The organism is Streptomyces niveiscabiei, from assembly GCF_033794345.1.
In the GTDB taxonomy this organism is placed as follows: Bacteria; Actinomycetota; Actinomycetes; order Streptomycetales; family Streptomycetaceae; genus Streptomyces; species Streptomyces niveiscabiei.
In genome coordinates this window covers 1-12,618 of the sequence record NZ_JARAYJ010000079.1, presented here as the reverse complement: position 1 = coordinate 12,618, position 12,618 = coordinate 1, and the positions used below count along the sequence as shown (strand labels likewise).

At 64.9% G+C, this 12,618-nt stretch carries 13 protein-coding genes; 8 read left to right on the top strand and 5 right to left on the bottom strand.

Annotation, left to right across the window (positions count from 1 at the left end):
* Together PV682_RS43535 and PV682_RS44530 are read right to left on the bottom strand one after the other, a co-directional pair.
* The coding region (locus PV682_RS43535) for an IS3 family transposase (RefSeq protein WP_319738417.1) at positions 1–711 on the bottom strand (711 nt) is incomplete at its 3' end.
* Between the two features lie 2 nt (positions 712–713).
* On the bottom strand, positions 714–881 hold the full coding sequence (locus PV682_RS44530) for a hypothetical protein (protein WP_407705846.1): 168 nt from the start codon (positions 879–881) through the stop codon (positions 714–716).
* A gap of 186 nt (positions 882–1,067) precedes the next feature.
* Between PV682_RS44530 and PV682_RS44525 the strand changes: the two genes are divergently transcribed.
* The 6 genes from PV682_RS44525 to PV682_RS43510 all read left to right on the top strand — a co-directional run bounded on the left by PV682_RS44525 (position 1,068) and on the right by PV682_RS43510 (position 9,050).
* Positions 1,068–1,385 carry a hypothetical protein gene (locus PV682_RS44525; RefSeq protein WP_407705845.1) on the top strand — a complete coding sequence of 106 codons (318 nt, stop codon included), beginning with the start codon at positions 1,068–1,070 and terminating at the stop codon, positions 1,383–1,385.
* Positions 1,386–1,730: 345 nt separating this feature from the next.
* Entirely contained in the window at positions 1,731–2,246 is a 516-nt protein-coding gene (locus PV682_RS43530) for a hypothetical protein (RefSeq protein WP_319738416.1), read from the top strand.
* Between the two features lie 12 nt (positions 2,247–2,258).
* Positions 2,259–3,275 (top strand): hypothetical protein, encoded by a 1,017-nt coding sequence (locus PV682_RS43525; protein ID WP_319738415.1) that lies wholly within the window; start codon positions 2,259–2,261, stop codon positions 3,273–3,275.
* 50 nt (positions 3,276–3,325) lie between these two features.
* The gene (locus PV682_RS43520; protein WP_319738414.1) at positions 3,326–3,766 is read left to right on the top strand and encodes a hypothetical protein; all 441 of its coding nucleotides are present in this window, start codon (positions 3,326–3,328) and stop codon (positions 3,764–3,766) included.
* Between the two features lie 339 nt (positions 3,767–4,105).
* Positions 4,106–8,554, top strand: coding sequence for a hypothetical protein (locus PV682_RS43515; protein ID WP_319738413.1), 4,449 nt, complete (start codon positions 4,106–4,108; stop codon positions 8,552–8,554).
* Positions 8,555–8,627: 73 nt separating this feature from the next.
* Complete coding sequence (locus tag PV682_RS43510) at positions 8,628–9,050, top strand: hypothetical protein (protein WP_319738412.1); 423 nt, start codon at positions 8,628–8,630, stop codon at positions 9,048–9,050.
* A 56-nt stretch (positions 9,051–9,106) separates the two neighbouring features.
* On the opposite strand, the gene PV682_RS43505 is transcribed toward PV682_RS43510, so the two are convergent.
* Together PV682_RS43505 and PV682_RS43500 are read right to left on the bottom strand one after the other, a co-directional pair.
* Positions 9,107–9,853: an IS3 family transposase gene (locus PV682_RS43505; RefSeq protein WP_319738410.1), complete on the bottom strand. Its 747-nt coding sequence runs from the start codon at positions 9,851–9,853 to the stop codon at positions 9,107–9,109.
* Complete coding sequence (locus PV682_RS43500) at positions 9,850–10,209, bottom strand: transposase (protein ID WP_319738419.1); 360 nt, start codon at positions 10,207–10,209, stop codon at positions 9,850–9,852. The genes PV682_RS43505 and PV682_RS43500 overlap by 4 nt, the downstream gene beginning before the upstream one ends.
* A 390-nt stretch (positions 10,210–10,599) precedes the next feature.
* On the opposite strand from PV682_RS43500, the gene PV682_RS43495 reads away from it, so the two are divergent.
* A complete protein-coding gene (locus PV682_RS43495) occupies positions 10,600–10,923 on the top strand; it encodes an SGNH/GDSL hydrolase family protein (RefSeq protein WP_319738409.1) in 324 nt (107 codons plus the stop codon).
* A gap of 562 nt (positions 10,924–11,485) precedes the next feature.
* Here PV682_RS43495 and PV682_RS43490 read toward each other — a convergent pair.
* Complete coding sequence (locus tag PV682_RS43490; protein WP_319738408.1) at positions 11,486–11,992, bottom strand: ATP-binding protein; 507 nt, start codon at positions 11,990–11,992, stop codon at positions 11,486–11,488.
* Between the two features lie 264 nt (positions 11,993–12,256).
* Here PV682_RS43490 and PV682_RS43485 point away from each other — a divergent pair.
* A partial coding sequence (locus PV682_RS43485) for an MmyB family transcriptional regulator (protein WP_456154984.1) occupies positions 12,257–12,618 on the top strand: 362 nt, incomplete at its 3' end.

Below are 12,618 nucleotides of genomic sequence, written 5' to 3'. Positions count from 1 at the left end.
AAACCCTCTGGAACATCGCTGGTCTTCAAACTCCAGTCCGCCGTGGCCACGCCGCACACCTCCGAGATCAGGGTGTTGCGACGACCAGTCGAATCCGCCCTCGCTGCCGCGGTCCGTGTGGAAGATGACACCGCGCACGTTCCCGCCGCGAGTGGCCGCGGCCATGTGCAGGGCGGCCACGACCAGGCCGGCGTCGTGCCGGGCGCCCATCGCATAGCCGAGCAGACGGTGGGAGAACAGGTCGATGACCGTGGCCAGATACACCTTGCCCTCACCGTTCTCGATCTCCGTCATGTCCCCGCACCACACCAGGTCGGGTGCCTCGGCGGTGAAGTCTCGGTGGACGAAGTCCGGGGCGGCCGGCCGCTTCCCCGGCCGGGTCAGCCCCCGCCGTCTGCGGACCTTCCGCGCGACCAGGCCGAGCTCGGCCATCAGCTTGGCGACGGTGTTCACCGAGACCCGCCAGCCCTGTCGCACCAACCGGATCCAGATCTTCGGCGAGCCGTAGGTGTCGCCGGAGTCGGTGAACTCCTCCTGCACTGCCTCGGCCAACTGCTGGCGACGTACTTCCCGCCGGGTGGGCCGGCGGGTGCGGTGCTTGTAGAACCACGACTCGCTCACGCCCAGGGCGCGGCACGAGACACGGTGCGGGATACGGTGCGCGGTCCTGAAGCCGCTGATCACCCCGGCCACTTGTGCCGGGTCCGCCACGGCTACTTCACCCACAGGACCATGCAGCGTTTGAGCACATCACGCTCCATGACCAGTTCCTTGTTGTCCCGCTTGAGCTGGGCGTTCTCCCGGCGCAGCCACTCCAGCTCGTCACTTTCACCGCCCGGCGCGGTCCCGGCCCGGCGAGCGCGCGAAACCCAGCTGGCCAGCGTGGTCTCGTTGATGCCCAGGTCCTTGGCGATCGGCGATCGGCTTCCCGGTCTCCGTCACGATCCGTACCGCCCCTTCGCGGAACTCCGGATCGAACTTCCGTCGCTTCTCCGCCATGACTCCCAACTTCCCCTGCAGTCACGGTCTTCACGCTACGAGGGGAGGGACACCTCGGTCACCGCACCATCTGGGCCACACTGACCGGCCACGACGTGCACGACGCCATCGTCAGCGCCCTCGAATTCAGTCCGGACGGGCGCACCTTGGCCACTGCGGCCCACGACACCTCTGCCTGGCTCTGGGACACCAGCCCCACTCGCACAGCCAGGCAGATATGCGACCGCATCGCTCGCGACCTCACTCCACAGGAGTGGCGACGCCTCCTTCCTGGAGTTCCGCGCCGACAGATATGCAAGCGTGCGGTGCCCGTTCACAGTGACCTCGACGGCCCCTCTTCGACGTTGGGCCTTCCGGAGTACACCGACCGCGTGCGCATGCGGTAGGTGAGGGGGCGACGGTACGGCTGTCGGAGGAGAAGCGGTCCGCCCGGCAGCGGATCGTGGCCACGGTGCGTTCGTGCGGTGTGCTGAACAGACCTCCTCAAGCCTCCTGAGGATTACGGGAGTTGATGCGTGGTCCCGCGTTCGGTGTCCTGAAGGGCCGACGCCTTGCCTCTCGGCTACTCAAACACGACCGGGTTTCTTTATGCCGAAACCTTGGGCCCATTTTTACACGGCGGGGTGGTAGCTTCGCAGTCGCCTGTGAATTTTCGCAACTAAACGACTCGTCAAGACCGCTATTGACGTTGTTTCACCGATGCTGTGAGGCGTCGATAAGGGGAGGGGAGCATGAGGGTCAAGTCTGCCCGAATCAAAGTGGCCACAGCCGGGACTGTCCTTGCTGTGAGTGCGGCGCTATTGTGTGGCGCCGCACCAGCGCAGGCGGCTGGCGACAACGTCTCCGACAACTGTGATGTTCCATGGATCAGCTGCTCCAATGGTGACCTGTGGCTGTTCTACAACTCGAAGGCCATTGCCATTCAGAATGGCAGGATTGAGTCGGCTTACACGTCGTTCTACGGTGATGTGTACGACCATTGGGGTACCAGTGAATACCAGGGATCATCGTTGACTACTTACCGTTATGTGTTCGGTAACGGCGGGAATGGCGACGGCCAGTACATGAAGAACAATGCGGCGTCCGTGGAGAACTGCTCCCCGGACGACAACTATCGCGTGTACTACAACTCCGGCTATGGCGGCACCTCTCAGTACTTCGCGAAGAACGGGCCCTACGGAGACTGCAACATCACCGACCTGATCTCCGCGTTGAAGAACAACAACGCCTCATCGCACTTCTCCTGAGAAGGAACACCCGTGAAGCACGTCAGACGGACCACCACAGCCGTCGCCCTCACCGCTTCAGCTCTCCTGGTCAGCGCCTGCTCCTCCGGTGCGAGCCCGCACGCCACGCGGAATGCGGCTGACAGCAGACCGATCGTGAACAAGGAGAACTGGCCCAAGAAGATACCCACCAGGGGCCTGGCGAAGGGGCTGGCCCTTCCGTTGGAGGCGTACATGGCCTCTTACGAGGACCAGGTCACCGTTGAGCAGGCCGCCAGCGATCTTGAGCAGTCCTGTATGAAGGACTACGGCATCGACTTGACGCTGCCCAGAGCGGGCGCCAACCCGCCCCCCAGTGACAACGACGCCAACATCGAGCGCCGATATGGCATCACTGACCGGGCCGAAGCCGAGAAGTACGGCTATGAGCTCCCTCCCGCGCTGCAAGAGCACACCCCGCAGACCGTGCGTGACCTGTCCGGTGTCGAGGTCGAGGTGCTGACCGGCCACACCAAGCCCGACCCGCTTGAGAACCCCAAGGCCGTCAAGGCCGGAGAGCCGCTCGCCGCCCCCGGCCATGGCGCCAAGCCCGCTCGGGCGGAATACAACGGGAAGAAGCTGAAGACGGGCGGCTGCATCGGCTGGTCCAAGGACCAGCTCGGCGTGCGGGAAGCCGACCCGACTTTCGTGGCGCAGCTTGCCGGAGACAGCCTGATGCAGTCGATGAAGGACGACAAGGTCATCCAGGCGATCACCGCGTGGTCTTCGTGCATGGCCGTCAAGGGACACCCGGGACTTGCCGACCCGTACAAGGCGATGGACCAAGGGGGCACCAGTGATGGGAAGCCGACGCCGGATTCCATCGCTCTGGCCGTCGACGACATCGACTGCAAGACACAGACGCATCTGGTGAAGATCTGGTCCGGTGTGGAGTCCGCGATCGAGGACAAGCAGATCGCTGACAACCAGAGCCAACTGACCGGCATCAAGGAACAGCACGGCAAGGAAGTCGCCGCCGCGCGTAAGCAGATGGTGGTTTCCCCCCAGTGAAGGCTCGCGCGGTAGCGTCCGGACCGTGGATGGTCCGGACACTGTCCCTGATGGCGGCGTGCGTGCTGGCCGCCGGGTGTACGGACGCATCCGCCGACCGGGCACCCGTGTCGCAGCGGCCGGTGACTCCGAGCGCGGAGCAGAGCAGTCCGCAAGCGCGTCCATCGTCTGTGCCTTCGGTGCGCTCGGAAGGCCGCACACGCGTCTTGGAGTACGGAGACCTGACCGTGCGTGCCACACCGGCAAGCAGCGGTGTGCGTACAGAGATCGAGGTCACCAATACCTACGAGCGGAATGTGACGTACTCGGTTCAGATCAGTATTGCTGACGGTAAGGGATGGACCGCGTACAACCGGTTCTGGCTTCAGGACGTCCCTCCGGGAAAAACCGGGCGGGATGTTTCGGTGATCGGCTCAAAAGACATGGGTCCGGTTCCGAAGGTTCCGAAGATTTACGTCGACAATTTCATTCCCATTGTTGACCGGAAGTAGGAAAGGGAAAGCTACACGGGGGCCGTTCCCAGCGCTTCGCGCATCAAGCGGAAGAAGCTCACCTTCACTGAGCCGACCTGGCAGGTCGGAGGAGAGGTACACCCGACGGAGAAAACAGCGAGTTGCAACTGGCTGCCATCTGGGACCCCTCCGGCGACCTCAGACAGTTCTCCTGCTCGGCGACCGCGAACGCCCTTCGGTACGAGGAGTTCCTGAACGCCTGCATCGGTCTCGACCGCCCGGACTCAGCCGCGAAGGACGCCGCAGCCTGGACCCCTGCCATGTCTGGAAAACGTACCTCCAAACGCCCCTCGGTAGCGACCCGCACGCTTGCCCCGCGTGCGGGCCTCAGCGGATCCCGGACATCGATATCCGCATGGCCAGCATAGAGAAAAGGGAAAACACGTGACAGCTCGTCATAGACGAAGAACGGTGACCGTTCTTGCTGTTGGAGCCGCTGTGGCGGGGCTGATACAGGTCCAGCCCGCCGCCGCGAAACCCCTCGCCCCCAAGCCCGAACCCACGCCCACGTCGAACCCGGCGCCTGCTGCTCCGAAGGGAGCCGTCAAGGCTCCGGACACCATCCTGGGCAAGGGCTGGAAGACCTCTGGCGACCGGGCCGTGACGAGCGCCGCCGACAGCGACGGACTGCATCTGCTCGTCGCGGACAGCAAGAACGCCTACGCGTGGAAGACCGTCACGGTGCTGAGTGAGCCGCAGCTTCCGGCCGACTCCTGGATCGGCAACAGCTGTCTCATGGACGACCACCACGCGGCCGTCGTCTACGCTCCCCGCACCTTCACCAACAAGCCGGACCTGATGATGGGCGGTGCGTTCACGGCGATCGTGAACCTCGACGACGGCAGCGTCACCAAGCTGCCGTTCACCGCATCCCTTGCCTACTTCGACCCGACCTGCAATCCGGCCACGCACACCGCCGTCTTCACCTCGCTCCGCGACACCCGGACTCGCCTGGTCACGGTGAACACCAAGGGAACCACCGTCGCCGACACCACGGCGAAGGGCGAGATCACCTCTGCCGTGCCCGTGAAGGACGGTGTGATCGCGGCCGCCGGCAGCCAGCTCGTCCACGTCGACCGCAGGGGCAGGACAGCCAAGCTCACCGCCACCCACCACGCCCCCTACGGCATCCACGTGACCGACAGCGGCACGGTCACCTATATCGACCGCACCAGCGGCACCGACGCCGATGTACAGACGTACGCGCGCGGCAAGAAGACGACCGTCGCGAGCGGCAGACTCACCGCGATGAACCTGCGCCAGGGCACGGACGGCACCGTCTACCTCATGGGGAAGGCCAGTCACGGCAAGAGCTTCACGGCCAGCGGCATCGAGCAGTTGAACGTCCCTCCCGACGCGGACCTCTCCACCCGTGGACGACTGGCTGTCGACCCGGTCCTCTCCCCGGCCGTGCAGGCAGGCGTTGCCAACATCGAGAACGCCGGCCGTGGCTTCTCCGGCACCGCGACCAAGGAACCGGCGGCCAAGGCGAAACCGGACGACACCAGCCATGCTCTGACCGTCACCGGCTCTGTTCCGGGCACGGGCAGGCAGACGAACCAGCAGGTCGCCGCACCCGGCAGCACCGCAGGCGGCACGCCGTCACCGGCGCTGACCGGCTCCTCGAAGCCGCAGATGTCGACGATGAGCATGCTGACCACGGCCGACGACGACCCGCGGGCCCATGATCCGGTCGACACCGACGCCTGGTGCTCCGTGCCCCGCAACGACACCGCCACCCAGGCTCTTCAGCCCACCCCGAACCAGGTCGAGTGGGCCGTGGACATGGCTGTCCGAGGCGACCTGCGCTCCGGCTACCTCGCCCAGGGCGGCTGGCGCTCCCAGACCGGACTCTCCACCATCGACCCGCAGGGCCTGTTTCCCGCCCCCACGCTGAACGGCACCAGCGGCCGGATTCCCGCCCAGGTAGAACTGGGCATCCTCGCCCAGGAGTCCAACCTGTGGCAGGCCGAATCCGGCGCCATTCCCGGGCAGATGGGCAGCCCGCTCGCGGCCGTCGACGGGTATTACGGACACCAGACCGGCGGCACGCTCGCCGACTACTGGACGATCAACTGGAACAAGTCCGACTGCGGCTACGGCGTCGGCCAGGTCACCGACGGTATGCGCAAGGCCGGATACGCGAAGACAGACGAAACCTCCCTGCCGGTCAGCACACAGCGCGCGGTAGCCATCGACTACGCCACCAACATCGCCGCCTCGCTGCACATCCTCGCCGACAAGTGGAACGAGGTCCACGAGTCTGGCCAGACGATCACCGTGAACAACGACGACCCGGCCAAGCCGGAGAACTGGTTCGCGGCCGTGTGGAACTACAACCTCGGCTTCAACAAGAAGGCGGACGAGGGCACCAACGGCAACTGGGGCCTGGGCTGGTACAACAACCCGGCCAACCCGGTCTATCCCGCGTCCCGGCTGAGCTTCATGAACACCGACGCCGACCCCCTTGCGGCCAAGGACGCCGCCCATCCGCAGAACTGGCCGTACGAGGAGAAGGTGATGGGCTGGGCCGCCTGGTCCATCGACACCGGCCACTCCTACGCCACCTCGGGCCGCCAGGACTGGCCCGGTGAATCCGGCTTCTCCTCGGCCGGCTTCCGGCCCGCCTACTGGAACGGCACGGCCGACGCCTACACGATGCCGGGCAGCGCGACGTACAACCGGGCGCACGTCTCGCCCCCGCTGGACACGTTCTGCAACACCAAGAACAACTGCGACGCGGCCAGTCCACCCAACTGCGCCACCGCCGCCTGCTACACCCCGTACTGGTGGAATGCCTCCAACGCCACCTGGAAATCCGACTGCCCCACGACCTGTGGGTTCGAGAACATCAAGTACCAGACCCTGGTCAGCGAGCCCGGGCGCGGCTCCCGCCTCCAGTACGGCACACCCGTCTGCTCCGGCGCGCCCTCCGGTGCGAAGATTGTCGAATCCGTGCCCGCGGGAACCAACACCTGGGGCGCCTGCGGAACGACCGCCACCGACGGATCGTTCCAGTTCACCTTCTACCCCGACCCCAACGCCACCGGCCCTGGCCTCGGCCAGTACGACGCCAAGGCCGATCTGCACCAGATCGGCGGCGGCTACGGTGGTCACTTCTGGTACACCCACACCCGTAATGAGGACTACCTCGGTGGTGACCAGGGACGCATGACCGTCGACGGCACCTGGACCCTCGGCGCGAGCATGGACCTGGCCCAGGTCTGGGTCTACGTCCCCGACACCGGAGCACAGACCCAGGACGCGCACTACGTCATCCACGGTGCCCTCGGCGGGCCCTTCGACCGTTACGTGAACCAGGGCGGCAACAACGGCAAATGGGTCTCCCTGGGCGCCTACAAGTTCACCTCCACACCGAGTGTGAGCATGTCCAACTACACACCCGACGGAACCGCCAACGACGACATCGCCTTCGGTGCCGTCGCCTTTCAGCCGATCACCGGCACCTACGTCACTGACAGCATCGAGGCCGACGCGTACTTCGACGAGAACCAGAACATCGACGTCCGACCCGAGAGCCAGATGTTCAACACCCCCCTCAAGTCGAGACAGGCACTGTACGACTGGGCCACGAACCTCTCGCACAACATCATCGACCTGCCCACCTGCATCAGCCTGCCGTCTCCGACCTGCGTCATGCCGGAGACCAAGGCCGCCGCTGAGCGCTGGAACGACGAGGTGACGACATCGGGGACCAGCACCACCGACCACCCCGCCGGGCACAGCATCCCCGAATGGATGCACTACTCCAACCCGTACACCAAGCGCCCCACCGATGACAGCAGACCTTCCTGGTTCGGTACGGACGACGCCGCCTACAAGATGGACAACAAAGCAACCGTCTCGTACGTGAAGACCAGCGATGGAAAGATCATCGATGGCAGCGAGAGTGTGACGTACGACGACCGCACCGCCGACACCCACATCCCGGACTTCGTGCGCGAGTTCTTCGCGGCGCTCCAAAAGGATTACGGCACCCAGCCGCCGGACCTCGACTACACCGCCAAGGACCTCAACGTCCACGACGGCAAGTCGACGACCACCTCGACCAACAGCGACGGAATCCTTCCCGGGCGAGCCTACAAGTCGATCGGTGTGCAGCCAGTGATCACCGACGACAACGACAACGTGGTCACCAGCGGTGGCGGCACCTGCGTCGCAGTGATGCACACAGCCGGCGGGTCCATCGGCTATCGCACCGCCCTGGGGGACCAGCACCTCACCGACAGCGTGGCCGACTGGGTGACGCGGGTATCGCATGACACCGGATCCTCCGACAACCCCGTCGCGTCGATGGCCCAGGAGATCCGGAACACGTTCTTCAAGCCAGGAATCACGGGATCCATCTTCGGCTCTGCGCCGCCGATCTGGCAGGAACTCGATTTCAAAACCTGCACCGACGGCACCATCAAGACGGTCAGCGGAGCTCCAGTCCTGCGCTCCAGCTTCATGCCGAACCAGTATCTGTACCGCAACAACAAGGCCATCGACCTGAACGGTTCCTACACTGGATCCAGTGCCCCGGTGACAACCGGCGACTTCTATCACTTCAGCGGACCTGACATCCCCCCGCCTCCCGCTGAACCCGATCAGTCGATGCACCCGTATGCTTCGTGCGACATCACCAGTGGCCATGGAGGCAATCCATGGAATATCGGAGCGATTGCCGAGGCGGCCATAGATCCGCCAACGGCCCACTTCTGTAATGCCCCAGGGAAGAGTCCTGATCCGGCCTTCAGTCGGTAATGCAATGAGAGGGGTGGTCTTCGGTAAACAGAGAGGTAAGGCCACCCCGCCCCGCCAAGTGAAAGGAGTACCGGTGCCGAACTATTTGTATATGGCATCCGCGGCTTTGAGCGTCGCATGTGGAACCGTGTTCGGCATTCGGCGGAGATCATTGTGGGACGGGCTCACGGCCGGCTTGATCTGTGCCACCGGGATCAGCTGCTTTCTGTCTCTGCGCTATGCAGAAATTGCCGTATTCTGGCTGTTCGGGTCATCTGTGGCAGGAATGAGACTCCTCGGCACGATGTTTCTGACCGTACTCGCCTGGCTACCGTTCCGGGGCAACAGAAGGCGTGCCGTCATCTCTGCTGTCTGCATTGCGGCATTCGCGGCTTTCCTCTGGGTCCACCCTTCACATTTTCCGTTTCCCGTCGTGTACGTGTCCGCAATACTTTCCGCGGTGACACGGATTGCACTCGAACTCCGCACGAGCGAGCCTGACCTCGAAGTTTCGTGACGATAGAAGGTCTCGATGAAGTTGAAGATGTCGGCGCGGGCGGTGGCCCGGTCGGGTCAGAAGCGGGTGCCGATCTCTTCTTTCAGGACGGCCCAGAAGCTCTCCGCGGCGGCGTTGCCGAAGCAGTTCCCGGTCCGGCCCATGCTTTGCCGGTGCCCCAACTCGCTGATTCTGGTGCGGAGGTGACCGGAGGTGTATTCCGATCCGCGGTCGCTGTGGATCACGCATCCCGGTTCCAGGCGGCCCAGCGCGACGGCCATGTCCAGGGCGTCGACGACGAGTTCGGCCCGGTGGTGGTCGGCCATCGAGTACCCGATGGTCTCGAGCGTGGCCAGATCCAGCCAGGAGGCGGCGTAGAGCCGGCCCTCGGCGGTGGGGGTGCAGGTGATGTCCCCGACGATTTTCGTTCCGGGGCGGGTGGCGGTGAAGTCCCGGCAGACCAGGTCCGGTGACGGGGCCGCCTTGGTGTCGGCCTTGGTCAGGTTGCGGCGGCCGGTGCGCCGGCTGTTCCCGGCGATGCCATGTTCCCGCATGACCCGTGCCACCCGCCTGCGGTTGACCAACCTGTCCTGTCGGCGCAGTTCGGCGGTGACGCGCGGGACGCCGTGGTTCCGCCGGGAGGCGAGGTGGATCACCGTGATCTCGTGGGCCGGGGCCTCATCCGCCCGCCGCCTTGCTGCGCGCGCTTCCCGGCCGGCCACCCACGCGTAGTACGTGGAGCGGGCGGTCTTCGTCACCCTGCACAGCAACGTGACCGCGTCGTTCGCCTGCTCCGCGTGGATGAACCGGCATATCGCGCTCACCGGTCGCTCTCCTTCGCGAAGCAGGCGGTCGCTTTTTTCAGGATCTCGACTGTCTTCGCCTGCTCAGCGGTCGGCTTCCGCAGCCGCTTCAGCTCCTCGTCCCGGGCGTCGCCGCCCGGCCCCGACGGCCCGGCACCGGGCTCGGTCTCTTGGACGGCGCGGTCCTTCTTCACCCATCCCCGCAGGGACTCCGAACCGATCCCGAGCTCTCGGGCAACCTCGGTCACCGTTCGGCCCGACGATCGCACGAACTCGATCGCGTCCCGCTCGTACTCGTCCGAGTACCGCTTCGTGCACGTGCTTCCACCTGGCACTGCTTCCCCTGGAACCTCAGATCCCAGTCTCCAGGTGGCCACGATCAAGGGGAATCTTCACCGGAGCGCGTACGTACAACCTCCTGGACCAGGAGCAGAGTTCCGGCGAGGTACCGCAGGTCCAGTCCGGATACCTGGACGGCAACACCACCTTGGTGACGCTGTCGATCGGCGGTAACGACGCCCGCTTCTCCGACATCATGAAGAAGCGCATCGACATCCCGGTGCCGTCCCTGACCACGTGCCCCTTCGCCGAGTTGGACAACACCGACCCCGCCACGGGTGACACGACCAGCGGCACCACGGGAGCCCTTCAGGACTGGGCACCGAAGTGGCTGCACGACGTGGTCCGCCCCCAGATCGTCAAGACCCTCAACGCCGTCCACGCCAAGGCGCCGAACGCGAAGGTCGTTCTCGGGGTACCCGCGGCTGGTGGAGAAGGACCACAGCTGCCTGCCCGGAGCCTTCGAGGACGTCGAAGACACCTGGGTGCGCACGCTGTCGGACAATCTCGCCACGGAGATGAAGGGAGCCGCTTCCGACGCCGGAACGTGGGCGGTCTTCTCCGACCCGCGGGACGAGTTCGACGGAAAGGCGATCTGCGGCAGCCCCGAGAGCATCCACGGAATCGTCATGACCGGCCGGGAGAACGCCGACAACGACGCCCCCGCACCGTCGATGCAGTCCTTCCACCCCAAACCCGCCGGAGCACGCCTCTACGCGGACGCCCTGGAGCAGACCCTCCAAGGTAAATGATCGGTAAGTGATCCGGGTGCCTGAGTACTCCTACTCAGGCACCCGGACCTCGTTCAGGAAAGTCTGTGACCATGAACGCACAATCCAGCACGGAACTCCGCCCGTACGCGCCACGAGCAGCGGGAGCAGCCGTCACAGGTGCCGTGCTGGCCTCCGCCGCCTCCGCCTTCCTCACCTGGACCGAGCGGCACAGCGAAGCCGCCTGCCGGGCGACCGACGGCCTCTGCTTCACCTGGTGGGACGTGGCCGCGATTCCCCTGACCTGTGCGGTGGCATTGATCGTGCTGGCCGTCGTCTACAAGCGGCTGGACATCGGACCTCGGATCGTGGTCGTCCCGCCGACGATCCTGCTGGCGCCGGTCCCCCTCGCCGCCGCTCACGCAATCGCGGGCTGGTGGGCTGCCGCTCTCATGGGCGGGGCGTGGTCCTGTTCCCTCGCGCTGGCCCTGCGAGATCGCTGGCGCATCCTGGGGTCACCGCAGCGGCTGTGCTTCTGCTTGCTTCTCTGGCTGTCCTCTACAGCTGACTCTGAAACGGACCCTTGCCGCCACAGCGACCACGATCACAGAGCAGAGAAATGGAAGATGCCCAATGACGACATCTTTTCCTGCCCACAAGGTCGTTGGGCCACGACTGTAGGTGATGAGGGAGCAAGTGCCGTGTTAGGCGAACTACACAGGATTTCGAACCACGTTGCCTTTCCTGGAGCGTTCAACCGTGTTCCCCAGTCATCTGCCAGCGTGTCGACAAGGAGAAGGCCCCGCCCGTTTTCGTCGTCTGGCCCGGCTTCCGTGACGGTGGGCAACGACGGGTTCCCGTCGGTGACTTCGATACGGACGCTTTCCACGTTCCGCGTTACGGCGATACCGCACGGAGCACCGGAGTAGAGGACAGCGTTGGCGATGACCTCGCCGGCCAGCAGCTCGACGGTGTTCAGCAGGTCGTCCGACAGGGTGAGGCCGAGGCGTCTGGCGAGTGTGACGACGCGGCGGCGTGCGGTCGGGACTGCTTCGACGGTGGCCGGGATCGTGAATTCGTACGTCGGATGTTGGGGATCGCGACGTCTCATGACGGAATCCTCACCTCGGGGGCGGCTTCGGAGGAAAGAAGAATTCCACCAGGCAAGGACTGTGTGAGGACAGTTTGTCCGCAGACAATCTGCACGAACTGCCTTGACTGCCAGGCGAGATGTGCTACACGCTCCTGCCGTTTCGGCAACAACGCGGATGTCCGTCTGCCGAACCGTACCCCGCTCCTCAGCGGATCAACTCGGCTTGTCGGACTTGTTTTCGAAGGGCCAGGCCGAGAGGGTGAAGCGTGCTGGACGTGCTTCGTGGCGCCCTACGCGGCAGTCGTCGCCGTTCTTGCCGAGGGTGTTGTTCGTCCGGTGGACGAAGCGGTCGTACTGCTCGTGCCAGATGATCGCCGTGCCGGGGTCGGTGGCGGTGTCGATGCACGTCCCCTGGATGGCGGACGGGGCAACGTCGTGGAATGGGTTCTGACCTCCCCGGAGGCGCGGGCTCAGCTCATCGAGTGGCGGGAATCCTGGGCACTGTCCTCGATCGCCGCGCTTCGGGTCAACGCAGAAAAGTGGCTGCATGACGAACGGCTTCAGGAAATCATCGAGAAGGTGCGGCTCGATCCGACCGCCCGCAGAATGTGGAACGACGCCGACCTGCCGACCGTGACGTACCC

Excerpts from the sequence above, each read along its gene's own strand:
- PV682_RS43530 (WP_319738416.1), top strand. The coding sequence starts at position 1,731 with ATGAGGGTCAAGTCTGCCCGAATCAAAGTGGCCACAGCCGGGACTGTC.
- PV682_RS43520 (WP_319738414.1), top strand. The coding sequence starts at position 3,326 with ATGGCGGCGTGCGTGCTGGCCGCCGGGTGTACGGACGCATCCGCCGAC.
- PV682_RS43490 (WP_319738408.1), bottom strand. The coding sequence starts at position 11,992 with ATGAGACGTCGCGATCCCCAACATCCGACGTACGAATTCACGATCCCG.